Annotated in this window: 23 protein-coding genes and 1 other annotated feature; of the genes, 2 read left to right on the top strand and 21 right to left on the bottom strand. The window is 53.5% G+C overall.

Going from position 1 to position 23,171, the window contains the following annotated elements; all coding sequences use genetic code 11:
* Positions 1-8: 8 nt before the first annotated feature.
* Positions 9-1,364, bottom strand: a complete 1,356-nt coding sequence (locus tag AC27IT_RS10350; protein WP_487091775.1) for an LCP family protein — start codon at positions 1,362-1,364, stop codon at positions 9-11.
* A 226-nt stretch (positions 1,365-1,590) separates the two neighbouring features.
* On the opposite strand from AC27IT_RS10350, the gene AC27IT_RS10355 reads away from it, so the two are divergent.
* Positions 1,591-2,514 carry an NAD(P)/FAD-dependent oxidoreductase gene (locus AC27IT_RS10355; RefSeq protein WP_025845025.1) on the top strand — a complete coding sequence of 308 codons (924 nt, stop codon included), beginning with the start codon at positions 1,591-1,593 and terminating at the stop codon, positions 2,512-2,514.
* A 21-nt stretch (positions 2,515-2,535) separates the two neighbouring features.
* A complete protein-coding gene (locus AC27IT_RS10360; protein WP_005833429.1) occupies positions 2,536-3,021 on the top strand; it encodes an NUDIX domain-containing protein in 486 nt (161 codons plus the stop codon).
* Between the two features lie 99 nt (positions 3,022-3,120).
* On the opposite strand, the gene AC27IT_RS10365 is transcribed toward AC27IT_RS10360, so the two are convergent.
* The 20 genes from AC27IT_RS10365 to AC27IT_RS10460 form a co-directional block, all read right to left on the bottom strand.
* On the bottom strand, positions 3,121-4,509 hold the full coding sequence (locus tag AC27IT_RS10365) for an MFS transporter (RefSeq protein WP_005833431.1): 1,389 nt from the start codon (positions 4,507-4,509) through the stop codon (positions 3,121-3,123).
* A 15-nt stretch (positions 4,510-4,524) separates the two neighbouring features.
* A complete protein-coding gene (locus AC27IT_RS10370; RefSeq protein ID WP_005833433.1) occupies positions 4,525-5,664 on the bottom strand; it encodes a mandelate racemase/muconate lactonizing enzyme family protein in 1,140 nt (379 codons plus the stop codon).
* Positions 5,651-6,412 (bottom strand): TraR/DksA C4-type zinc finger protein, encoded by a 762-nt coding sequence (locus AC27IT_RS10375; protein WP_290426293.1) that lies wholly within the window; start codon positions 6,410-6,412, stop codon positions 5,651-5,653. Before AC27IT_RS10375 ends, AC27IT_RS10370 begins: the two co-directional genes overlap by 14 nt.
* 648 nt (positions 6,413-7,060) lie before the next feature.
* Entirely contained in the window at positions 7,061-8,143 is a 1,083-nt protein-coding gene (locus tag AC27IT_RS10380; RefSeq protein ID WP_487091776.1) for a YncE family protein, read from the bottom strand.
* 249 nt (positions 8,144-8,392) lie between these two features.
* Positions 8,393-11,179 carry an isoleucine--tRNA ligase gene (ileS, locus tag AC27IT_RS10385; RefSeq protein WP_283857948.1) on the bottom strand — a complete coding sequence of 929 codons (2,787 nt, stop codon included), beginning with the start codon at positions 11,177-11,179 and terminating at the stop codon, positions 8,393-8,395.
* 47 nt (positions 11,180-11,226) lie between these two features.
* Positions 11,227-11,489, bottom strand: a binding site (T-box leader).
* Positions 11,490-11,560: 71 nt separating this feature from the next.
* Positions 11,561-12,046 carry a DivIVA domain-containing protein gene (locus AC27IT_RS10390; protein ID WP_007784235.1) on the bottom strand — a complete coding sequence of 162 codons (486 nt, stop codon included), beginning with the start codon at positions 12,044-12,046 and terminating at the stop codon, positions 11,561-11,563.
* 99 nt (positions 12,047-12,145) lie between these two features.
* Complete coding sequence (locus tag AC27IT_RS10395; protein ID WP_007784233.1) at positions 12,146-12,919, bottom strand: YlmH family RNA-binding protein; 774 nt, start codon at positions 12,917-12,919, stop codon at positions 12,146-12,148.
* Between the two features lie 10 nt (positions 12,920-12,929).
* Entirely contained in the window at positions 12,930-13,193 is a 264-nt protein-coding gene (locus tag AC27IT_RS10400; RefSeq protein ID WP_005832947.1) for a YggT family protein, read from the bottom strand.
* 29 nt (positions 13,194-13,222) lie between these two features.
* Positions 13,223-13,648, bottom strand: a complete 426-nt coding sequence (locus AC27IT_RS10405; RefSeq protein ID WP_005832949.1) for a cell division protein SepF — start codon at positions 13,646-13,648, stop codon at positions 13,223-13,225.
* Between the two features lie 42 nt (positions 13,649-13,690).
* Positions 13,691-14,392: a YggS family pyridoxal phosphate-dependent enzyme gene (locus AC27IT_RS10410; RefSeq protein WP_005832951.1), complete on the bottom strand. Its 702-nt coding sequence runs from the start codon at positions 14,390-14,392 to the stop codon at positions 13,691-13,693.
* Positions 14,393-14,398: 6 nt separating this feature from the next.
* Complete coding sequence (gene pgeF / locus AC27IT_RS10415; RefSeq protein ID WP_197186675.1) at positions 14,399-15,235, bottom strand: peptidoglycan editing factor PgeF; 837 nt, start codon at positions 15,233-15,235, stop codon at positions 14,399-14,401.
* 75 nt (positions 15,236-15,310) lie between these two features.
* A complete protein-coding gene (locus tag AC27IT_RS10420; protein WP_005832955.1) occupies positions 15,311-15,595 on the bottom strand; it encodes a YlmC/YmxH family sporulation protein in 285 nt (94 codons plus the stop codon).
* A 160-nt stretch (positions 15,596-15,755) separates the two neighbouring features.
* Complete coding sequence (sigG, locus tag AC27IT_RS10425) at positions 15,756-16,535, bottom strand: RNA polymerase sporulation sigma factor SigG (RefSeq protein WP_005832957.1); 780 nt, start codon at positions 16,533-16,535, stop codon at positions 15,756-15,758.
* Positions 16,536-16,682: 147 nt separating this feature from the next.
* Positions 16,683-17,405, bottom strand: coding sequence for an RNA polymerase sporulation sigma factor SigE (sigE, locus tag AC27IT_RS10430; RefSeq protein ID WP_005832959.1), 723 nt, complete (start codon positions 17,403-17,405; stop codon positions 16,683-16,685).
* A 2-nt stretch (positions 17,406-17,407) separates the two neighbouring features.
* Positions 17,408-18,370 carry a sigma-E processing peptidase SpoIIGA gene (gene spoIIGA / locus AC27IT_RS10435; protein WP_005832960.1) on the bottom strand — a complete coding sequence of 321 codons (963 nt, stop codon included), beginning with the start codon at positions 18,368-18,370 and terminating at the stop codon, positions 17,408-17,410.
* A 260-nt stretch (positions 18,371-18,630) separates the two neighbouring features.
* The gene (ftsZ, locus tag AC27IT_RS10440; protein ID WP_025845043.1) at positions 18,631-19,779 is read right to left on the bottom strand and encodes a cell division protein FtsZ; all 1,149 of its coding nucleotides are present in this window, start codon (positions 19,777-19,779) and stop codon (positions 18,631-18,633) included.
* A gap of 148 nt (positions 19,780-19,927) precedes the next feature.
* Entirely contained in the window at positions 19,928-21,181 is a 1,254-nt protein-coding gene (ftsA, locus tag AC27IT_RS10445; protein WP_283857950.1) for a cell division protein FtsA, read from the bottom strand.
* A 143-nt stretch (positions 21,182-21,324) separates the two neighbouring features.
* Positions 21,325-21,672, bottom strand: a complete 348-nt coding sequence (locus tag AC27IT_RS10450; protein WP_005832967.1) for a small basic family protein — start codon at positions 21,670-21,672, stop codon at positions 21,325-21,327.
* A gap of 2 nt (positions 21,673-21,674) precedes the next feature.
* Positions 21,675-22,421, bottom strand: coding sequence for a DUF881 domain-containing protein (locus AC27IT_RS10455; RefSeq protein WP_005832969.1), 747 nt, complete (start codon positions 22,419-22,421; stop codon positions 21,675-21,677).
* A gap of 24 nt (positions 22,422-22,445) precedes the next feature.
* Positions 22,446-23,156, bottom strand: a complete 711-nt coding sequence (locus AC27IT_RS10460) for a DUF881 domain-containing protein (protein ID WP_005832971.1) — start codon at positions 23,154-23,156, stop codon at positions 22,446-22,448.
* Positions 23,157-23,171 lie beyond the last annotated feature (15 nt).

Raw genomic sequence — 23,171 nt, forward strand, 5'->3', positions numbered from 1 at the left:
AAAAATCGTTACGTTTGCCCACTGCCCCCGCCATCTGGCGCAGGAGCTGGCGGCGCGAGAATATCAGGAGGCGGCATGTCGCTCGGATACGACTCGCTGTCCTGGCCTGCTTCTCCACCCGGCACAGGTGTCGGCTCTGCTGGCGTCTCTGGCTTCGGCTGCGGTTTTGGCGCCGGAGTCGCCGGCTTCTGCGGCTGCGGCTTCGCTACTTCCGATTGCGAAGAGGTCGACGGCTTCGTAGTTTGCGGTCTGGTCTCTGTTTTCATCTCGACTTTGGCTATTTCCGCTACCGCCGCATCGCTGAGCTTGTCGCTGGCTTCTGCCACTCCCAGCTCTTTCTGCAGCGTGCTGCGGACCGCCTGCATGTTCGCCTTCGGCCACAGAGAGTACGGAAAGCTCCAGATCGCGCCGTTTTCCAACGAGACGATATTGTCGGAAGAGATGCTGCCAAAGTCCATGGCCAGCCCTTTGATCTGGTCTTTGGACAGATCGGTTTTGATATGCTTGCCGACGGTCGCCATTACCTCCGTCAAGTGGGTAATTCCGTCCATCGAAACCATTTTGTCCGCGACAGCGCGAATGACCTGCTGCTGGCGGCGGTTGCGGTCGAAGTCGCTGGAGTTGTAGGCGCTGCCGCGTCTGTCGATCCGGTGTCTGACGAAGCCAAGCGCCTGCTCGCCGTTCAGTACTTGCGTGCCTTTTTTCAAGCTGCGGTAGACGCCCTGCTTGGGCAGCTCGTACACCAGGTCGCGGTCCACGTCTACCTTGACGCCGCCGAGCTTGTCGACCACAGCGGTAAAGCCTTCGAAGTCGAGCTGGACGTAGTGATTGACCGAGACACCGAGCATGTGCTCCAGCGTCTTTTTCAGCACCGTCATGCCATTTTCCGTGACAGGCTGTCCTTTGCTCTCCGCCAATTTCTTTTTCCCTTCGCCAATCGAAAAAACTTCGTTAATCTTGTGATAGCCTGGCTCGCCAGGAATTTGGACCCGCGTGTCACGGGGCAGCGACACCATCGTTACCTTTTTCGTGACAGGGTTAGCGACAGCGACGACCAGCACATCGGTGTTCAGCATCCCGATGTTGGCGCGCGTGTCCAATCCGACGATGACAAAGGAAATGGATTTCTGTTCCTCATACGGCTGCTCCACGACTGGCTGATCGGGAAGCTTGTACGGGTCTTTCGTCACGTCCTCCAATGTTTTGTCCACCTGGTTCAAGGCATACCCCGCCCCGACCGCAAGCAAACAGAGGAACAGGCACGCAGCCAGAAGCAGATACATCCGCTTGGATCGCTGTCCGCGTTTTTTTCGTTTCCGCGGCATCTTCACAGGAGCCACTTGTTTTTCGTTCTTGGCCTGCACGCAGGTTCACTCCTTTTCCCATGGTGCCAACATTTCCGTTCAATTTTTCTATTATTCTGGAAAACCATGTCCCATTTTACCACATTTTGCTGTCAAATTGTAGGTAACAGCCAAGGCCACGCACCTGTTTTGTCGTTTTGGCGGTGAGTCCTTGCACTCCGGAAACGAAACAGGTAGTCTAAAACTATTGGGAAATCGGAAACAGAAAAGATCGGGGGACTGGAGAGTGGAACACGTACAGGTGCTGATCGCAGGCGGCGGCATCGCGGGTTTGTCTGCCGCTATTTGGTGCCAACGATTGGGGTTGTCTTGCTTGCTGGTGGAAAAATCGGATCGGCTCGGAGGGCAATTGCACCAGATTCACAATGAAATCTGGGATTTTCCTCCGCGGGTGTACCCTCGGGGCGCTTCGCTTCTCGACGAGTTGTACCAGCATCCTACCATCCAAAACCTGAATGTCCGGCTGGGAGAAGAGCTGTTAGCCATTGACCGCGATGCGCACATCGTGACGACCTCCAAGACTGCCTATCGCGTCGACTATCTGCTTATCGCTACGGGCGTTACCCCCAATGAGATCCCGGCCCTCAACGGCTGCAAGCGCGTCCTGCCCCCCGCTTTTTCCACTACAGCGGAAGCTACATCGGTCGCAGGGCTGGCGCTTGCCGTCATCGGCGGAGGGGATCGCGCGCTGGAAAGCGCCGTCAATCTCGCCAGGCATGCGCGCCATGTCTACTTGCTGATCCGCAGCAACCATCTGCGCGCCCGCCCCGAGTGGCTGCGCAAAATCGCGGGGCTGCCCAATTTGTCTTTGCTGTGGGAGACGGAAGTAACAGGCTACCAGGACGAAGGAGAGCGGCTGTGCTTGACGCTGGCCTCGCGACGGCCTGAAAATCCGCCAACGCTGGCCGTCGACTGGATTTTGCCGCGCATCGGCGTCCATGGCAACTGCGCAGGGCTGGGTGGCCTTGCCACGTTTGGCGAAGGGTATTTGAAAACAGATGAATTTCAGCGCGCGGACGATTCGTGGATTTACGGCACGGGTGACGCCACCAATGGAGCCGCCTATGCCAGCCTGTCCCTCGCTGTCGGGCAAGCGATGAAAGCAGTCAAGCATATTTCCATGCAATATCGCTCATCTACCCCGTTCTGATCGTAGAAAGGAGAGCTGTTCTTGTACGCTTTTTCAGATGATTTCGGTTTGCCTGTGCAGTTGACCTTTGACCCCGACGAATATCGCCTTCATCCGGCAGGCCACGTGCTCATTCTCCCTTTTTATGACGGAAAGCTGCTGTTTACCCGCCACCGCAGCCGGGGCGTAGAGCTGCCCGGAGGAAAAATCGAGCCTGGCGAAAGCAGTCTCGCCGCTGCCGTCCGGGAAGTGTACGAAGAGACGGGAGCTGTGCTGGAAGGCATTGAGCGAATCGGCCAGTACACGCTTGCCGGCGGACAGCGAAAAGACATCTACATCGCAAAAGTGCTTACATACGCTGCGACGCCTTCTGGCTCTGACGTGACGGAAACCGTCCTCTTCGACACCATTCCGCGTGATATCAAAAGCGACGGGCAGTTCAGCCGCATTTTGCGCGACGATGTCTATCCTCTGACGCTGGAAAGAGCGTTGCTGCATCCGTTTGCTGCCCCATCTGTCCGCTCCTGACCATAAGCGCATAAGCTGTTCACACAAACAAACAGGCACGTCCCTGCTGCTGCTTCGATCCCCATTTTCCTGAGGGAGAGCTGCGCAGGGCTGCCTGTTTTAGTTTTTTTCCTTTTCTTTTTTCCCGGACAAGATACGTGCAAACAAGTCGTTCACATCGAAGCCGTACTTCTCGATCGCCCGCGCCCGCCGCTTTTCCTGCTGCGTCTCCGGCTCGATCCCGAGCACCTCTGACACTTGCCGCCACGCCTTCGTTTCGCGCTCTTTGGCAGCATCCTGCTCCTGGTTTTGCCCGCCTTGTTCGGCCTGCTTCGGCTTCAAGAAAAAAATGGCCAAAATCGCAAAGACAAGCGACAAGCCGGCAATCGAGAAAAACATGACCGTCCGGGAGATGCCGAGCAGCCAGGTGAAAATCGGCGGCCCGACAGCCACGCCGATAAAGCGGACGCCGCTGTACAAAGACGTAATCATGCCCCGCTCCGCTTTTTGCACCGCTCCTACAATCATCGAGTTCAGGCAAGGCAAAATCATGCCTGTACCGATGCTGCCGATGATGAGAATGCCGATCAGCGCATAGGCGCCTTTTACAAAGCTGGCGAGAACGTACGACGCCGCGAGCAGAAACATCCCGACGATCACAAACAGGCGCATCAGGCCCAGCTTCTTTTTGATAATCAGCCCTGTCACATAGGCAGCGATGCTCATGACGAGCAGCGGAATCGCCAAAAATCCGCCTTTGATGACGCCGTCGATCTTGTATTTTTCCTCCAGCAGATCAGACAGGTAGAACAGAACGCCAAACAGCGTGAACAGGCAGATGCTGCCGATAAAAAACGCGGGAACGAGCCATTTGCCGTGCTGCTTAAACACCTGTGCGATTCTGTGCAAATACTGCTTGACCGGAAGCGGCTGCCGCTCCTGCTTCTTTTCCTTGGTCAAAAACAGGAACAGCACAAGGACGACGCCGCAAATGATCGGGAAAGCGAGAAAGACCATGTACCAGGAAATGAGCGCAAGCAGCGCCCCGAAAATGGGACTGAGCACTTTGCCCATCCCGTTCGATGTCTCCATCAGGCCGAGCGCTTTGCTCTCTGACGCTCCCTCGAACAGATCGCCGACCAGCGCCATGGCAATCGGCGCTGTCCCGGCTGCGCCGATCCCTTGCAGGACGCGCCCGCCCATGATGAGCATGTACGGCTGATCGAGCCAGAGTGCCGCAAGCCCCGCCAACAGCCCGCCCGTCCCGTACAGGGCGAGCGAGATCAGGATGACGATTTTGCGGCCAAAACGGTCAGACAAGTATCCAGCCAGCGGAATCACGATTCCGGCGGCAATGGAAAAAGCCGTAATCAACAGACTGGTCTGGAGCGAAGTCAGCTCCATCTTGTTTTTCATCGTGGGCAGGACGGGAATGAGCATCGAGTTGCCAAGCACCATGACTAACGGAATCCCTGTCAGCCCAATCAGGTTTTTCGCATTTTGCGCCATACGAAACTCCTCGTCTCACGCATATGCGCTGCCATCCCAGCGCGTGGCGTTGATAATCTCCCAATTCGGCTCCATGCCGATCCCCACTCCGCTCGGGATGGCTACTTCACCGTTGACTGGGTACAGCGGAAAGAGGTGTGTGAACGGATTTTCCATGACATCCCACTCGACTGGCTCGATCTGTTCGCTGTCCATTTTGCTCCAGGCAGGCAAGCATGCTTGCGCGAACAGCGTGTACAGCCGAGCCAGCCCGCCATCAAACGAATGCGGCGACACGCGATAGCCAAATTCCCGCGCCATTTGCAGATGGGTCCGGTAGCTCTCGATCCCTTCTGTGTGCAGCAAATCCGGCTGTGCGATATCGAGCGCCCCCGCTTTGAATAGCGGCAAAAACTGCGCACAGCGGACCAGGTTTTCCCCGCCCGCAAGCGGAATGGGCAATGCGGCACGCAGCTTGGCGTATTCTTCCGTGCGCTCCATCGGCATCGGCTCTTCCAGCCACAGCCAGTTCGGATAGCGCTCGATTATGCGCGTCCACTGTCTGGTGGTCGCCAGATCGTAGCTTTGGTTGGCGTCAAGCGCCACCTGTACCTCCGGCGAGAGCATGTCCATCAACTGAACAATGTGCGCCTGATCTTCTCGAACGGAGCGGCCGCCGATTTTTACCTTGAACCTGGTGAATCCTGCTGCGAGAGCGGCTGCCACCTGGTTGAGCGAGTGCGTCATCCAGTCCTCGCGCTCCGCATACGACTGAAAGGATGCGTAGACGGGAATGGTCCGGTGGAGCGCCCCGCCCCATAGCTGGCAGACCGACATCCCCGCTGCCTTGGCGACGATCTCTGTCAACGCCATGCTGACCCCTGCTGCCGATCGCTGGTGCCATTTGTTGACGATCGCTGCGATCTGTGTCCGGCTGGACGCATGCTTGCCGAGCAAAAAAGGGACGATCCGCTCGCGAAACCCGCGGTCCAGGGTGGGCAGCCAATCGACAATTTCGCCCCAGCCATCGATCCCGGCTTGCGTGATGATGCGGATGAGGTACGTGCTGCGGTAGCGCTTGTACCCGTTGGCGTCCCCGTAGGCTTGCGTCAAGCGGTGCAACAGCGGATAAGTCTCGACGCGTTCGATCAGCAGACTGCGGTCATTCCACGCCATCGCGCCCCTCGCGCGGTTCGTTTTGCGACTCATACTCGTCGTAGGAGAGGAAGTTGCCTTTTCCTTCGCCTTTGTGCATGTAGTCTTCGTATGTTGCACTGCGCATGAAGTGCACGCTGTCGGGACCATGGTAGCCGTCGATATCGGTGTAGCCGATTTCTTCTACGGCTTCGACGTACCCATCCGGCTCGTCGCTTTCGATGTACATTTCGCCATAGTCGGCTTTATCGCTGTCCTGGAAGGAGAACGGCGTGCTGGATGTGCCCCACGACTCGACGATCTGCCAGGCGTCTTCCCCGTCGAAGCCGTTTTGCCCTTCTTTTTCGTCGAGCGATGTGCGGCCAAACGGGGGCTGCAAAAACTCTTCCTCGATCGGCCGGGATTCGTTCACATGGGGCGCAGGCGCGTGTTCCTTGCACGTCTGCGCCTGGGGCAAGGCTTCGAGTCGCTCGGCAGGAATCGGCTCGCCACAGACGGTGCACAGCCCGTATGTCCCTTCTTCCATGCGGGTCAGCGCCTGTTCGATTTCTTTTAATGTCTCGCGGTCGAGGCTGTCGAGGGCGAGGTCTTTTTCCCGTTCAAACAGCTCGCTGCCGATGTCGGCCGGATGGTTATCGTACATGGAAAATTCCTGCAAGGAGGTCGTCATCGGCTCTCGCATGCCGTAATGATCCTGTACGCGGTCTTCGAGTTCTTTTTTCTGCGCAAGCAGCTTTTCCCTGAAGCTGGCCAGCATTTTTGGGTCCACGTCGGCCACCACCTTTGTTTGGTTTCCTCAACTGGTAGTATGGCTTTGCAGGCGGGAAATAACCGTTTGAAGTGATTGGGGAAGGGTATGGGTGTGGCTTGTTCGTTCGGTTCTCGTGCTCTGCAAGACCCTGGCTCCGTCAAGCTTACTTGTCAACCTCGGCTTGCGGATTGTTCGTTGCTGTTTTGTCAGGTATAGCAGCTTTTGGTGTTCGCTCGGTTTTCTTTTTTTAAAAGCTTCTTAATCGTTGCTTCCCTGGAGGCGAAGAAAGAGGAGAAATCGCTGTAGCTTCTTGGGGTCCCTGCAGGAAGCTTTGCTGCCCGGCTCCGTGGAAAAAACGAAACCGCGTCCAAAGTGGTTGATTCAAAGAAGCTTCTCAAAGTGAACGCTTAAAAGCGTGTTTCGTTTTTTCCACTCCGCCTCGGTCGGGACCCCAAAGAGCTTTCGCGGATTTCTCCTCTTTCCTCGTCAGGGGCTTGTAGTTGTTCGGCGAGGCTTAAAAAACTTGAAGATTGGTTTGGCGGGGTTTTTATGGAGAAATTGGGTAAGCAAATTATCATGAAAAGATCAGTCGGAACGAATGGGTTTGCTTATGCAACGGAAAAACCGCGCAGCAAAAAACAGCCCTGTTAGTGAAGGGCCGTTTCATTATTCTTTCGGTATGGGACTGCTTGAGTCTGGAACAACCAGCACTTTTGTCGGCCACTCGCCAACGGCCACTTGCTGTATTTGCCTTAGCTCCTGCGTATCAATCACGCTTACCGTTCCCGGCACAAAATTCGCAACAAGAAGATGGGAGCCAGCCAGGGCAATGGAAGACGGGGTTTCCGAGCGAATCTTGGTTATCAGCTTCATTGTTTTCAAGTCGTAGACGGAAATCATCTCCCCGCTCATATCCAAATCCGTATAATGATTGATAAAAGCCAGATCGTCCTTGCGCACAATCTGCTGCGGGAACGACTCTTCCAGATCGATTTCCTGTAAAACGGAATCATTCTTTTTGTCCAACACTTTTATTTTACTTGTATAGGCTTCTGGCTGCTTTACCCATCTCGGCTTTGGCCCTTTGGCGAATCCCGCATAGACCGCGATATTTTTTTCCGGATACGAAATGACATTGGTAGGCGGAAGCTCTTGCGGCATGTCTGTCGTTTCCAGTATTTCGTATTTTCCGGCTGTCCCTTTCCCCACGCGAACTTTTTTGGCATACGGGCCAAATTTGTTCGGTCCTCCCGCATTGACATGCATCGTGACTCCATTCGCTTCGGGGATGAAGGAACTGACAGCGCCGGGAACCGTAAACGTGTCAATCAGCGAAAAAGATTGCAAATCGACAAGCATAAACGGAAAGCCAGCTTGTTGGACCGAAGAGGAAGCGATATAGGCCACCCGATCATGAATAAATATTTTCTGGGGAATGTAGGGCAAGGTTAGCGTTTGATACGAGAGATCATGGACGTTTATGGCATACAAGTTTTTCAACGCCGGCTCAATTCCACAGTCAATCGCGTACAAGGTCTGCCCATCCACCTGCCCATCAATCAGAAATTCGCCGATTTTCTTTTCCCCTACGACCTTGTAGTCTTTATTCAAGATGACGACATTGGCTTTCCCCCTCTCTTTGATAACGGCCAAATGCGGTGTTTCCTTTTTTACAGGTACTTCATTCACCGTCTGACAAGCCGTTGACAAAAGGATGATTACCAGAAGAAACACCAAGTATTTTTTCATACGGATCCCCCTCCAATCATACGGAAAAACGGACCGAAACAAAGCTGCCTCGGTCCATTGACAGAAAAAATTACCAACTAAACCCATTTGTGGTTATTATGACATAGTCATTTACTTTATCGTAAATTAATATTTTGCAATTTTGTTAATAATTTGCACCAAAATCTTCGACCATAGTTCGACCATAGATGGGACCGAAAAAACCTGCCATCCCTTTAGGAATGACAGGTCTCCAAAAAACATCTGAAATTACGATTCAGCTACATGCGCATAATGCTGCTCCACGATATCTGCGCAGCGCACGCAGATAGATGGATGCGCTTCGCGGGCGCCTACGTCCTGCTTCACGACGCGGCAGCGTTCGCATTTTTGGCCGTCAGCCGCGGAGACGACAACCGCGATGCCTTCGAGTTGGGCAGCTTCTGCCGGAGCGGCTTCGCCTTGGGCGTGCAGGTCGACATGAGCGACGATGAACAGGTCGGCCAGATCGTCCATGGCTGCCAATGCTTTTGCTGCTTCCTCTGTTTGCGGATAGAGCGCCAGCTTGGCGTCGACGGAGTTGCCGAATACTTTGTTGCGGCGCGCTTCTTCCATCGCTTTGAGCACCTCGTCGCGGACAGCGAGGAACGCGTCCCATTTGCTTTCCGCTTCGGCAGAGAAGCTCAGGTGCTGCTCGTCGCCTTCCGGCATGTCGGTCAACTGCACGCTTGGCTCGGTCACGCCCGGGATGAAGGACCATACCTCATCGGCGGTATGCGGCAAAATCGGCGCTACCAGCTTCACCAGGCTGAGCAGGCAATCGTACATGACCGTTTGGGCAGCGCGGCGTTTTACGCTGTCAGGCGCTTCGACGTACAGACGGTCTTTGCAGATGTCCAGGTAGAAAGCAGACAGGTCGATCACGCAGAAGTTGTGCACCGCATGGAAAACCGTATGGAACTGGTATTCGTCATACGCCTTGCGGGAGCGCTTGACGACCTTCGCTGCTTTTGCCAAGACATAACGGTCCAGCTCGCCCAGTTGCTCATACGCTACGCGGTCTTTCGCCGGGTCAAATCCATCGAGGTTGCCCAGCAGGAAGCGGAACGTGTTGCGGATTTTGCGGTACACCTCGGCGATCTGGTTCAGGATCGCATCGGAAATGCGCACATCTGCCTGGTAGTCAACCGAAGCTACCCACAAGCGCAAGATGTCGGCGCCCAGCTTGTCGATGACTTGCTGCGGCACAACCACGTTGCCGAGCGACTTGGACATTTTGCGTCCTTCTCCGTCGAGAGCAAAGCCGTGGCTCAGTACCGCCTTGTACGGTGCCGTGCCATAGACGGCAACGCCTGTGGACAGCGAAGAGTTGAACCAGCCGCGATATTGGTCGGAGCCTTCCAGGTACATGTCAGCCGGCCAGGCGAGGCCGCGCTCGCGCAGAACCGCCTGGTGGGAAGAACCGGAGTCGAACCATACGTCCATGATGTCTGTTTCTTTGCGGAAATCTTTGCAGTCGCACTTGCTGCAAGCAAGCCCTTCCGGAATCAGCTCGTTTGCTTCGCGGGCAAACCAGACAGCGGAGCCTTCTTTGCGGAACAGCTCGGCAATGTGGTTGATCGTCGTGTCGTTGATGATCGGCTCATTGCACGATTTGCAATAAAAAATCGGAATCGGAACGCCCCAGACGCGCTGGCGGGAAATGCACCAGTCGCCGCGGTCGGCGATCATGTTCGCCAGACGGGTTTCTCCCCAATGCGGAATCCATTTCACGTTTTTGATCGCTTCGAGCATTTGCTCGCGGAAGCCGTCGATGGAAGCGAACCATTGCTCTGTCGCACGGTAGATCACCGGCTTTTTCGTCCGCCAGTCGTGCGGGTAGGAGTGCGTAAAGAAGCTGAGCTTCAGGAGCGCTCCGTTTTCTTTCAGCTTCTCGGTGACCGCCTTGTTGGCATCTTCGTAGAAAAGGCCTTCAAAACCAGGAGCCTCACTGGTCATTTTTCCTTCATGGTCAACCGGGCAAAGCACGCCGAGATTGTATTTTTGTCCGACGGCAAAGTCGTCTTCCCCGTGTCCAGGAGCGGTATGCACGCAGCCTGTACCGGCATCCAGTGTCACGTGCTCGCCCAAAATCAGCGGCGATGTACGGTCGTAGATCGGATGCTTCGTCACTACGCCCTCCAGCTCCTGTCCTTTGAAGCTGGCGAGAACTTCTACGTTTTCCCAGCCGATTTCCTTGCTGGCTGCTTCGATCAGACCGTTTGCCACGAGGAATTTGCGGCCATCGGCTTTGACGACGCTGTACTCCAGTTCAGGATGAAGCGAGATCGCCAGGTTTGCCGGGATCGTCCACGGTGTGGTCGTCCAGATGACAACGCCTGTTTCGGTATCCAGCTTGCCTTTGCCATCTACGACCTGGAAGCTTACGTAGATGGAAGGAGAACGCTTGTCTTTGTATTCGATTTCCGCATCAGCCAGTGCCGTCTCGGAAGACGGAGACCAGTAGACACAGCGAAGTCCTTTGTAAATGTAGCCTTTTTTCGCCATCTCGCCGAACACGCGAATTTGGTTGGCTTCGTACTCAGGCAAAAGCGTGACATACGGATTTTCCCAGTCGCCGCGAACACCCAGTCGCTTGAACTGATCGCGCTGCTTGTCGATGTAGGACCAGGCGTACTCTTCGCAGCGCTTGCGGAAGTCGTTGACCTCGATGTTGCGGCGATCCAGTCCTTGAGCGTTGACAATCGCCTGCTCAATCGGCAAGCCGTGCGTATCCCAGCCCGGGATGTACGGCGCGTAGAAACCTGCCATGGACTTGTAGCGAACGATGAAGTCCTTGAGAATTTTATTCAGCGCGTGCCCGATGTGGATGTCTCCGTTCGCATAAGGAGGGCCATCATGCAAAACGAACGAAGGGCGTCCTTCCGTGCGGGCCAGCACTTGTTGATAAATGTTTTGCTCTTCCCACTTCTCCTGGATTTGCGGCTCGCGTGTCGGCAAGTTGCCGCGCATCGGGAAATCGGTTTTCGGTAGCGATAAGGTTTTGCTGTAGTCCATAGCCTGCTTCACTCCTAAAAATAAATAAAAGCCTTCCTTCATCCCAAAAAAGGGACGAGAGAAGGCTCCCGTGGTACCACCCTGATTGAACAAACCCGTCGGCAAACATGCAGCGGGATTCGTTCCACTCGTTCATTCGTAACGGGAATGACGCGCTCACTTACTTGCCTGCCTCAACAACGTGCGGCCAAGCTTTCGGATTTTGAACTCCCGGGTGATTTTCAGCAGAGGCGACTGGTCGGGCTTTCACCTGTTCCCGACTCTCTTTGACAGTGCTGTTCCGCGTACTCTTCCCGTTCATCGTCTTGTCGTGATATGGATTAATGTTTTCGAAAAAGTTGTTTTTCATTATAGTACCATCATCGGCACAACGTCAATGTTTTATTCAACAACTACCGCAGAATCCGCCTGCTCGATGTCGTCCCATGCTCCGTGCTCCAGCATTTCCAGTTGGGCCTCCAGCAGCGTGCGGAAGCGCATGCGGTAAACGGACGCGCGTTTTTTCAATTCTTCGATTTCAATCGCAATTTTGCGAGACTTCGCCAAGGCTTCGTTGACAATCCGGTCCGCGTTTTTCTCGGCTTCCTTCAAGATCAGTTGCGCTTCCTTGCGGGCATTGGACTTGACATCCTCCGCCGTCTCCTGGGCGACGAGAATCGACTTGCTCAAGTTTTCTTCCAGGCTCTTATAGTGGTCCACACGCTCATTGAGAATGGCGATCCGTTCTTCCATTTCCTTTTTCTCTTTAATCAGGAGTTCAAAGTCTTTGATGACCTGATCGAGAAATTCGTTCACTTCGTCAATGTTGTAGCCGCGAAAGCCTGTGCTGAATTCTTTATTGTGTATATCCAATGGCGTTAATGGCACATGAACCCCCCACTTTTCCCGATAATTCGTACTTATGTTTTCGACAGAATCGACATTGTTTCCTGCCTTATTTTACATTTTTTTGCGCCCTCGTTCATTTTATGTAACCAGTCCGACAATCATGCGCAGTCTTCCGCTGCGCGTCGGGCCGGCTATCTCCAAAATTTTAAACCGCCCGTATCCGGCGAGCGACACCATGTCGCCTTGCTGCAATTGGGTCGAAGGATCTTCCGTAACCTTCCAGTTGACCTTGACTTTGCCCGCGCGAATCGGCACCAGTGCCTTGGCCCGGGACATATTGTGCACTTCCCCGATTACCGCATCAATTCGCGGCGAAGGCACGGTGATCGTTTTTTCGGCAAAGCGGGTCGCAGGCGGGGTAAACGACTCCCACGCCACGCGTTCAAACTGCACCGAGGTCCGGTGAATCTGCGTCACCTGCGTGCAGACAAAATCCGCGACTTCCTCGGCCACAATCGCATAGCATGTCCCGACGTCCGTCAGCATGTCGCCGAACTTTTCCCGCTTCATCCCCGCATGCAGCAGCGCTCCCATCACATCGCGATGCTCCAGGGTGTGGAAGCGCTGGTCTGCCTTGATTGCCAACAGGGCAAGCCGGAAGTCCTCGGGCTCCACTTCGATGTACTCCGGATGAATGAGGACGCGCACCCGCTCGGCGCCTTCATAGCCGCCGCTCGCGGAAATTTTCACATCGCGCACTTGCGACGTAAGGCTTTTCATAATGTGCCATTGCCGTGGATCCACAAAATCAGTAAGGCGCATGGCCTGCTTACGCTCTACCAGCGTCAGCATTTCCAGCGCCCGTTCCACAAAGGGACGTTCTTCTTTTGCAAAATGATCGAATACGCTCATAGCACTCGTCCTACAGCAGTTTTTCCAGAATGCTGAACAAGCCATACTGGGCAAAGCGAAGGGCAATCAAAGCGACGATGGGCGAAATATCAATGAAACCGAGTGTGGGAATAAATCGGCGAAACGGAGCCAGATAAGGCTCTACCAGTCTCTCCAGCAGTTGGCCGATGCCAGTTGCCCGCATTTGCGGCACCCATGACATCAAAATGTAGGCAATAATCATGTACTGATACACTGTAAAAGCAAAATTTAAAATGGTAAACAAGTACGCCATTAGCTCACCCTTTTTATCGTGTTAGTCCGTTACTCTTCCATAACGCTGGAGATCGTTCCTTGAATATCTACATGGTCCGGGGTGCATACAAAAATCGTATCGCCCACCTTTTGAATGTCTCCATTCAGCGCGTAAACCGTCCCGCTCAAAAAGTCGATAATTCTTTTGGCCTGATCTTTTTCCACCCGATGCAGATTGACTACCACAGGTCTGCGATGACGAAGGTTGTCGGCAATGTCTTGCGCATCGCTATAATGACGGGGCTCACAGAGAATCAAACGGATTCCCTCCTTTTCCCGCGCTTGGAACGGCACTACGTTATTGGCCCGGCTGACAGGCTGCTGCTTTTTGTGGTGAGAATCGTATTCGTCGCGTTCCTCTTCTACCGTGGTTTCCTCGATGTATTCCTCGTTATCCAGCCCCAGAAACCCCATCAATTTGTTCATGACACCCATACGCTACCTCCTCTCCTGCTCGTTGTCGCGTCTGTTTCTTCCCTATTCCGGCTTGACCAAAACAGAGCCAAGACGAATATATGTAGCTCCCTCTTCAATTGCCACTTCAAAATCACTGGACATGCCCATGGACAATTCTTCTATGTGAGCATGCGGGAACGCGCATTCATTGATCCGCGCTTTCCACTCGCACAGTCCGCGAAATACAGGTCGCGCCTCCTCCTGATCTTCGACAACAGGCGCCATCGTCATTAATCCGACGATCTTTATATGTTTCATATTACTGGTTTCACGCAAAAAAGCCAATACATCGTTGGGACTAAGCCCAAATTTTGTCTCTTCCCCGGAAATATTGACCTGCAAAAAGCAGTTGACGACCTGGTCGATCGCCTCGGCTCGGCGATTCAGCTCCTGGGCGAGCGAGAGGCGGTCCAGCGAATGAATGTACGGGAAACGCCCGACGACTTCTTTTGCCTTGTTCGTTTGCAGATGCCCGATAAAATGCCAGATGCCTCTGTCTTTGTGCAACTCGTATTTCGGCAAGGCATCCTGCACCCGGTTTTCCCCGATATGCTCGATCCCGACATCCAGCAAATCACCGATGGCCTGCTCGTCGACGTATTTGGTCACAGCGATGATTTTCACTTCCTCGCGCCGACGGTTCGCCCTCTCGCAAGCCGCCTGAATGCGCGTCTCAATCGCCGCCAATCTTTCTTTCAACACTTCCTGCTCCTTGATTTTCACGATGCCCTATCTCCCTTCTGTTTCCTTCCAGCCGATATACGAAGCCATTCGTCCTGTCATTTTGCCCGGTCCGGCTTCTTTTCGATGCGAGAAAAACAAGTCTGTCCGGCAGCTTGTACACCAGTCCGTCACCAACATATTTGCCCGGGAAATCCCCGCTTCCCGCAAAATTTCCGTATTTAACTGCCGCAAATCGAGCATGTACTTCCCTTCTGTGGAGGCAGAGACTGCCGTCTTCCAGTTTTCCGCACTCGTCCGCACCTGCGTCATGATCCGTTCATCCACCTCGTAGCAGCAACCTCCGATGGATGGCCCAATCGCGACGCGGATGTCCCCCGGCTTCGCCTTATAGTGCGTTTGCAGCGCCTTCACCATTTCCTCGGCAATACGCCCGACCGTCCCTTTCCAGCCCGCGTGGGCAAGCCCGATCGCTCCTGATGCCGGGTCGAGAAAATAAAGCGGAACGCAATCAGCGTAAAACGACGTCAGCAAGACTCCCTTTTGCTGCGTGAACAGCCCGTCTGTTGCGGCAATGACGTCTCCGAGGCTCTCTTTTCCCGCACCTCCCGCCGTCACCTGACAGACGCGGTTGCCGTGCACCTGGTCGGCGCATGTCCACGCCTCAAACGGCATCCCGACCTGCTCGGCCAGCTTTTTGCGGTTCGCGATCACATGCGCCGGGTCGTCTCCCACGTGCAGTCCCATATTAAACGAGCCGTACGGTTCCTCGCTTTCCCCGCCAAGGCGAACCGTAAAGCCCGCCACGAGCCCCGGGAAATGCGCTTGCCAGTCCGCCAGCGCCAAAATGGATTTTTCCTCTTCCAAGACAAACGGTTCTCTCATCCTGTCACCTTCCTCATATGGCTTATCATACCATAGCCGAAAAGAAAAGAAAGGCTAACTGCCGCCTTTCTCCCTTTACTCCCTGTATTCATCCCCGCCAGAGGTTCTGGCTTCTACCTTGAGTGCCTCCTCCATCCGGACCAGCACCACATCTTTCCCGATCTTCACAATATTGCGCCACGGAATGACGTAATCATTCCCGGAGGAAAAGAACCCGAGGAATTTGCCTGGCCCCGGCACGACAATCGCTTCCACGCGTCCGTGGCGCAGATCAATCTCCAAATCGGATATCGTCCCCAGCCGCTTCCCATCCAGGATGTTCACCACTTCTTTTGTCTGGAAGTCAGAGATTTTTACCATTCTCCTCACCCACTTTTCTCCGTTACTTTCAGTATATGAACCAGCGGGAGAATATGTCCTCCTCGGCCCGAAAAAACAAGAGCGGCTCTTTGCGGCGGAGCGCCTGCGGGAATAAAAAAACCCAACGGTACAAGACCGTCGGGACCTATGTCGTTTCTCATTACGATTGGACGTGCTTTTGCATATGGGCGATGGCTGCCTTCTCCAGCCGGGAAACTTGTGCCTGCGAAATTCCGATTTCCTCTGCTACTTCCATCTGAGTTTTTCCCTCGTAAAAGCGCATGGATAAAATCATTTTTTCCCGATCACCCAGACGTTGCATCCCTTCGCGGAGGGCGATTTCTTCTACCCATGTGACATCCTTGTTCTTTTCATCGCTGATTTGATCCATGACGTAGATGGGATCTCCCCCATCCTGATAGATCGGCTCAAAAAGCGATACGGGGTCCTGAATCGCATCGAGCGCGAACACGACGTCCTCCTTGGCGACGTTCAATTCCTGAGAAATCTCGGTAATGGTGGGCTCTCGCGAATGCTTGTTGGTCAGGTTGTCTCGCACCTGAAGGGCTTTGTAGGCGATGTCCCGCAGCGAACGGGAAACGCGAATCGGGTTGTTGTCGCGCAGATAGCGCCTGATCTCCCCGATAATCATCGGGACGGCGTACGTAGAGAACTTCACGTTTTGCCCCAGATCAAAGTTGTCGATCGCTTTCATCAATCCGATGCAGCCTACTTGAAACAGATCGTCGACGAACTCTCCGCGATTGTTGAACCGCTGAATCACACTCAACACCAGACGCAGGTTGCCGTTGACCAGTTTCTCACGGGCAGCCAGTTCACCGCTTTGCAGGCGCTCAAACAAATCACGCATTTCTTTGTTTGTCAGCACCGGAAGCTTGGAGGTGTCTACCCCGCATATCTCTACCTTATTGCGCGTCACGTCTTTCCCTCCTCGAAGCAAGAAAAAAGTCCCTAACCCGGTTGTCTTGAAAGGCCGCGTACTGACGCGTAGCCGCCAAGAAGGTGGCAAAAACCACCATCTGTTACGGTTTAGGAACAGTATCCCCTGAGGCTGGGAAAATATGCGCTAGACCATTTTGTTGAATTCTTTTCGCAACCGTTTTATAATTCGCTTTTCCAAACGGGAAATATACGACTGGGAGATTCCGAGCAGATCGGCCACGTCTTTTTGTGTCTTCTCCTCTTCGCCTGCCAGGCCGAAGCGCAGCTCCATGATGATGCGTTCCCGCTCGGACAGCTTATCCAGTGCTTTTTTCAACAGCTTGCGATCCACCTGGTCCTCGATATTTTTATAGATCGTGTCGTTTTCCGTGCCGAGCACATCCGACAACAGCAGCTCGTTGCCATCCCAGTCGATGTTGAGCGGCTCGTCAAAAGACACCTCGGAGCGAATTTTGTTGTTGCGGCGCAAATACATCAAAATCTCGTTCTCGATACAGCGGGAGGCGTATGTCGCCAGCTTGATGTTTTTCTCCGGGTCAAACGTGTTGACCGCTTTAATCAAGCCGATCGTCCCGATGCTGACCAAATCCTCAATGTTGATCCCCGTATTTTCGAACTTGCGGGCAATGTAGACGACCAGCCGCAGATTGCGCTCGATCAGCATACCGCGCACCGCAGGATCGCCCGATGGCAGGCGTCCCAGGAGCACTTCCTCTTCTTCTCGCGTCAACGGTGGAGGCAATGCTTCACTCCCGCCAATATAATAGACTTCTTCAGCGCGTACACCAATCCACAGCAGGAAACGGTACCAGGTCAACTGGAGTTGTAGGCGAAGTTTTACATACATGATTAGCCCTCCTGTTTGAGAATAAAGGTAGGTTCTTGCGTATATGCTTCCATCATGGCAGGATGCACGATCGCTTGGTACTTCCCGTCGGCTGAGAGCGGAATCGGGTTCAGCCCGATCAGCACTTTTTCGGTTTCATAACGAAGCCCTTCCTGTACAACCAACACATGATCCGGCTTGATCGCAAGCAAAAAATCCATTCCCCGCGACACGCTCCGATACGGGATCAGGCGCACGCGAGACTGCCATTCGATCGGCAGGTCATCCCAGGATCCGTCCAGCTTCTCCCACACTCCACCGTTTTCATCGGTTTGTCGGAGAAGCGACGGCGGAAGCAGATGAGCCAGCATGCGACTTTCGATAATCATGACCGGCAGACGCGTAATCGGCTCGTGGAGCTGATTGCCTGTGTCCACCAAACCGCGGCAAATGACTTTCTCCTTGGCTATGGTCACGACGACATCGACGAGAAACGTTTCGATCCTGCGCGGCTCCTGGATCGCCTTGTAGCTCTTTTTCCCGAGGAAAAAGACGAGCGTGAAGCCGACGGCAACAATCGCGAGCGTAGGCTTGAAGCCGACGCCAAACCCGTCATTGTGCGTCACAACCAATCCGTTGACGATTTCGTTTTGCGGGGCCAAAAAATATTGCAGACCGAATACCCCGCCTCCAAAGACAAAAGCGACAAAGTAAAAGATGATTAAGTTTTGCGCAAACGACAACAACCTCCTGTTACCAAATGCAATCCAGAGCATGAGAATGGAAAAGAGCAGTTTGACTGACCATTGATACATGGATGAAAACGCCGGGAAAAAGAAAAAGACCAGATACGAGCACCCGAACAAGGCGGCCGCGATCATTCTCCACCACACCACGCGCTCTTTGCGAAAATACGCCGTAAACCAGAGCAACAAGGTATCAATGGCGAGGTTGAGGAGTAGAATGATATCAAGATACACAACCACTTGCTCTCACCTCCGATCTGGTTTCGCCTTGGCGAAAATCCGAGAGCTGCAAGAGTTGCCAAGTGTGTTTTCGGCCAGTGCTGCGCTGCCTACGTACACTGGCTTCTATCAGTAAAAGCAGTATATATCAATGTGTATGTAAAGTCTGTCAATTCTTGACGGTGTTTTTTTGGATTTTTTGTCTAACACTTTCTGGTCTACGCACGCAAAAAAGCCTCGTTCCCGCAAGTAAGGGAACAAGGCTTTTCGTTTTGGCGACACTATTTTTTGTTACGACGACGATTGCGCAAAAATGCCGGAATATCGAGGTTGTCGAGGTTGCTCATGGAGAAGAGGGACTTGTCATCCTCTTCTTCCTTCGCACGACCCGTATTCACGTTGGAAATCGGCGTCGGGCGGTTGCCGGCCGTGCTGATCGGCTGTTGCTGGCGACGAGGCGCTTCTGCCGCGCGCTGCGTTTGCTCGAAGCCGGTCGCAATCACCGTAACCACCAGTTCGTTTTTCAAGTCTTCGTTAATGACCGCACCGAAAATCATGTTGACATCCGGGTCTGCTGCGGAAGAAACGATGTCGGCTGCTTCATTTACTTCGTACAGGCTCAGATTCGTACCGCCTGTGATGTTCATCAGGACACCGCGTGCGCCGTCGATGGACGTCTCCAGAAGCGGGCTGGAAATAGCGCGGCGAGCCGCTTCTGCCGCACGGTTTTCCCCGCTGCCTACGCCGATCCCCATCAGGGCGGAGCCGCGCTCGGTCATGATCGTTTTCACGTCAGCGAAGTCGAGGTTGATAAGCCCCGGTACCGCGATCAGGTCGGAAATCCCTTGCACCCCTTGGCGCAGGATGTTGTCCGCTTCACGGAATGCTTCCAGCATCGGCGTATTTTTATCGACGATTTCCAGCAAACGGTCGTTTGGAATGACGATCAGCGTGTCTACTTTTTCCTTGAGCGCAGCAATTCCGGCTTCACCGTGCTGGGAACGCTTGCGGCCCTCGAAGGAAAACGGACGGGTTACAACGCCAACGGTGAGAGCGCCCAGTTCCTTGGCGATCTCTGCAACTACAGGAGCCGCCCCCGTACCCGTTCCTCCGCCCATTCCCGCTGTAACGAACACCATGTCCGCACCGCGCAGGGCATTTTCAATCATATCGCGGCTTTCTTCCGCTGCTTTTTTTCCGATTTCAGGATTCGCGCCTGCTCCGAGACCGCGCGTCAGTTTTTCGCCAATTTGCAGTTTGATGTCTGCACTGGACAATTGGAGCGCCTGGGCATCGGTGTTCAAGGTGATGAACTCTACCCCTTTCACACCGCCTGCAATCATGCGGTTGACTGCGTTGCTTCCGCCGCCGCCGCATCCAATTACTTTAATTCGTGCAAAGGATTCCATGTCCATATCAAATTCCAGCATATTGCTAGTCCTCCCCAATTCAACATAAAAACTTCGTGGCCCAAGAAGCCGATTGACAAAACGAATGGGACATCCCGTTATTCTCTTCCATGTTTTTCGAAGAACGAAACGTTCCAATTTTCGCCATTGTGTTAACTACGGCAAGCGACTAAATAAACTCGCTAAACCAGTTTTTCACTTTTTCCATTAAACCGCCGCCTTCTTTCGGCTGCTTCACAACGGTTTGCTTCTGAGTGCCCTTGAATGAGGGGGTGACGCGTACGCTGCGGCGCTCCATCAACTGCAAGGCATATTGAATCAAACCTACCCCTGTGGTGTAGGCAGGATCCCGCACTCCGATGTAATCAGGAATTGCGATGCGAACAGGTGCGTCCAATTCTTCTTTTGCCAATTCCAGCATGCCAGGCATCGCTACGGTACCGCCTGTGAGAACGTAGCCACCTGCAATCTCGTCGCGGAAGCCCAGCTTGTAGACGGCCTCCTCGACCAGTTGGAATATTTCTGCAGCGCGCGGCTCAATGATATTGGCCAAATCCACTTGCGTAAACTGCTTTTCGACTTCACTGCCAATCCGGTTCACCTTGAACTTCACATCTTCAGAAGCTTCGTCGATCAATGCACACCCGTTTTTTATCTTCACGCGGTCTGCTACATCCGTATGTGTGCGCAATCCCAATGCAATGTCGCTCGTAATGTGGTCGCCACCGATGCCGATCACGGTGGTCGCTGCCAACTTCCCTTGCTCGAATACACCGATCGTGGTAGAACCCGCACCGATGTCGACAAGAACGACACCCATGTTTTTGTCATCTTTGGAAAGGGCGACAGTGCTAGCCGCAAGCGGTTGCAAGAAAATTCCAGCCACGTGCAAATTGGTCCGTTGAGCACAGCGAACAATGTTATGTACAACCGTTTTCAATCCGGTCACAATGGTACCTTCCATTTCCAGTCGGACGCCAATCATGCCCCGCGGGTCTTTTATACTACCTTGCCCGTCTACGATGTACTCCTTTGGAACTACCTCAATGATTTCACGGTCCGGTGGAATCGCTACGACCTTCGCTGCCTGAATGACGCGTTGGATATCTTCTTCTCGTATCTCACGGTCTTCGCTGGATACAGCGACAACCCCTTGGGTTTCATGCAACTCGATATGGTTTCCAGTGATCCCCACATACACTTCTTCGATTGAAACGCCAACCATGCGCTCGGCATGGTCAACCGCTTCCCGGATGGCATGCACGGTTTGGTCGATGTCAACAATCACGCCTTTCTTGATGCCTTCAGAATGTGATTGTCCGACGCCGATGATGTTGATGGAACCGTTGTTGATTTCGCCGATCATGACGCGTACTTTGGATGTTCCAATGTCTAGGCTGACGATGAGTTCATTACTTACCAAACCTGTGACACCTCCCCTGCTACGTCTTTTGTCTTGCTAATAAAATGAGAACACCTGCATAAATTATTCCACACAGGACAACCATTCCCTTTTTTTCATATAGAATTTTTGTAAAAAAATGACCTTCTTCCCATTTGTTACGGCTATTCCTGCTGATTGATCCAACGGGATAGAACAATTCTCCTAATTACGGCCAGGTTATTGAAAAGACGCACCCCGAAAGCGACAATCGCCGCCAGGTAAAGATCAATCCCCAGGAAGCCACCGATGAAAGCAAGGCCGGCTGCAAACAGCGTATTGAAAAAGAATCCGGACATGAAGATCCGAACGTTGAAGGTGCGCTCCAGAAACGAGCGGATTCCCCCAAAGATCGTGTCCAATCCAGCCAAGAGGGCGATGGAGAGATAGCTGCTATACTCCTGGGGCACGCGCCAATCCAGAAGGAAGCCGACAGCGAGACCGACAATCAGTCCGATAAGCGGGAGCCACATGGTTACGAATCTCCTTTTTCTTTTACAGGTTTCATAAATTGAATGACGCGTGTTTCTTTGTTTGCAGAAATCATCAGCTTGTCCCGTTTTTCGGCCAGCACCTTTTTATTCGCGAGCCGGAAGTTCTCTTCGACCCCTTCCAGCTTCAAGGCGGACAGCAGTACTTCGGGCTCCCCCAATGCTTTTATTTCATACGGAGGTTTAATCGTCCTCGTATCGATCTGAATGACATCCCCGACATTGCGAATCGCAGAGGTGGCAACCAACCTGTGCTCATTGATGGATACCGCCTGCGCTCCGTTCGCAAACAGGATATTGACCAGCCAGCGCAAATCTTCATCGTCAATCGTGTATTCCCCTACAACAGGCACCTGCATGTGATCGTCCAGAATCGGCTCCTCGGGCATGGGGGCATCGACGACTTGCAGCACAATGCCTTCTCCTTCCACTTCCACCATTCCGGCCAACCGGCGGTTTCGTTCCAGCTCTTCTTTCATGACAGAAATGCTCTCGTCTTCACTTAGCGAGGTTTCGTATTGGTAGTACAACTGATTGTACTTGGAAATATCTGCAAGCAGGTTCTTGTGTTTCTCCAGTTCTTTTTGCAGCGTGGTCCGAAGTTCCGCGATGCTGCGAGACTCCTTATGTACGGGATGTAAGCTGCTGCGCAACTGTACAGCCAACATCACACCTATGATAGCACTAATAATGGCAAGAATAAACGTGATTTTACGGCTTTTTTGTAACATGGGGCAAACGCATCCTTTTCCCTTTTAGGAGTGTTTCGTTTTGGCGTCGCCGACGAAAGCCGGCAGTTGCAACTTGTCCTTTTTCGCCAGGTCGATTTGAACAAAATCTTGCAGGGAGTGCAGTACTCCCCCCGGCAAATTGAGAGCACTCTCCATCGTCTCCGGATTGCCGATTGCCGAAATCACAAAGGGAGCCGCTGACTTGATCCCGTTGACGATAATCGTCGGCCCGACACAGCGGATGGAAGAGTTGCTCACCAGCCGCTGGCCGTTGATGCTGATCGCCTCCGCTCCCGCTGCACGCAGCTCGTTGACGACCAGGCGGACGTCCTGCTCATGCACGATGAAGTTGGCGATGTCCGAGCTGCTGGCGGCCGTTTGGCTGTCTTGCATCGTGATGACGATTCCCGGCCCTTCTACGGCTACTACGCCAGAGAGCATCCGCGCGGCTTCCAGTTGGCTGAGCGTTTCGGCTGCTTCCGATTTTCGCTGCGCCATCGCTTCCTCGACTTTGCCCACCTGCCGCTGCAGATCGATCAGTTGTTTTTCCAGATGCCTGTTTTGTTCTTTTTCGGACAAAATCCGATCGTTCAATTGCGTTTCCTGCTGGAACAACTGATCGTTCAGCCGCTCTTTGCGCGTGAGCTTGGTAGTCTCAAACGAGGTCGCTACCAAAAAACCGGTACAGAAGGTCACAACAGTTAAATACAAATGAAACTTGCGGCGACGACTCATTGTCTGCTTCCCCTT

Source organism: Brevibacillus sp. YAE8, from assembly GCF_057543335.1.

Bases quoted from the DNA above. Each gene is read 5' to 3' on its own strand.
- AC27IT_RS10365 (WP_005833431.1), bottom strand. From the start codon at position 4,509: ATGGCGCAAAATGCGAAAAACCTGATTGGGCTGACAGGGATTCCGTTA.
- AC27IT_RS10370 (WP_005833433.1), bottom strand. From the start codon at position 5,664: ATGGCGTGGAATGACCGCAGTCTGCTGATCGAACGCGTCGAGACTTAT.
- AC27IT_RS10380 (WP_487091776.1), bottom strand. From the start codon at position 8,143: ATGAAAAAATACTTGGTGTTTCTTCTGGTAATCATCCTTTTGTCAACG.
- ileS (WP_283857948.1), bottom strand. From the start codon at position 11,179: ATGGACTACAGCAAAACCTTATCGCTACCGAAAACCGATTTCCCGATG.
- AC27IT_RS10395 (WP_007784233.1), bottom strand. From the start codon at position 12,919: ATGAGCGTATTCGATCATTTTGCAAAAGAAGAACGTCCCTTTGTGGAA.
- AC27IT_RS10400 (WP_005832947.1), bottom strand. From the start codon at position 13,193: ATGGCGTACTTGTTTACCATTTTAAATTTTGCTTTTACAGTGTATCAG.
- AC27IT_RS10405 (WP_005832949.1), bottom strand. From the start codon at position 13,648: ATGGGTGTCATGAACAAATTGATGGGGTTTCTGGGGCTGGATAACGAG.
- pgeF (WP_197186675.1), bottom strand. From the start codon at position 15,235: ATGAGAGAACCGTTTGTCTTGGAAGAGGAAAAATCCATTTTGGCGCTG.
- AC27IT_RS10420 (WP_005832955.1), bottom strand. From the start codon at position 15,595: ATGGTAAAAATCTCTGACTTCCAGACAAAAGAAGTGGTGAACATCCTG.
- sigE (WP_005832959.1), bottom strand. From the start codon at position 17,405: ATGTATGTAAAACTTCGCCTACAACTCCAGTTGACCTGGTACCGTTTC.
- ftsZ (WP_025845043.1), bottom strand. From the start codon at position 19,779: ATGCTGGAATTTGATATGGACATGGAATCCTTTGCACGAATTAAAGTA.
- AC27IT_RS10450 (WP_005832967.1), bottom strand. From the start codon at position 21,672: ATGTGGCTCCCGCTTATCGGACTGATTGTCGGTCTCGCTGTCGGCTTC.
- AC27IT_RS10455 (WP_005832969.1), bottom strand. From the start codon at position 22,421: ATGTTACAAAAAAGCCGTAAAATCACGTTTATTCTTGCCATTATTAGT.
- AC27IT_RS10460 (WP_005832971.1), bottom strand. From the start codon at position 23,156: ATGAGTCGTCGCCGCAAGTTTCATTTGTATTTAACTGTTGTGACCTTC.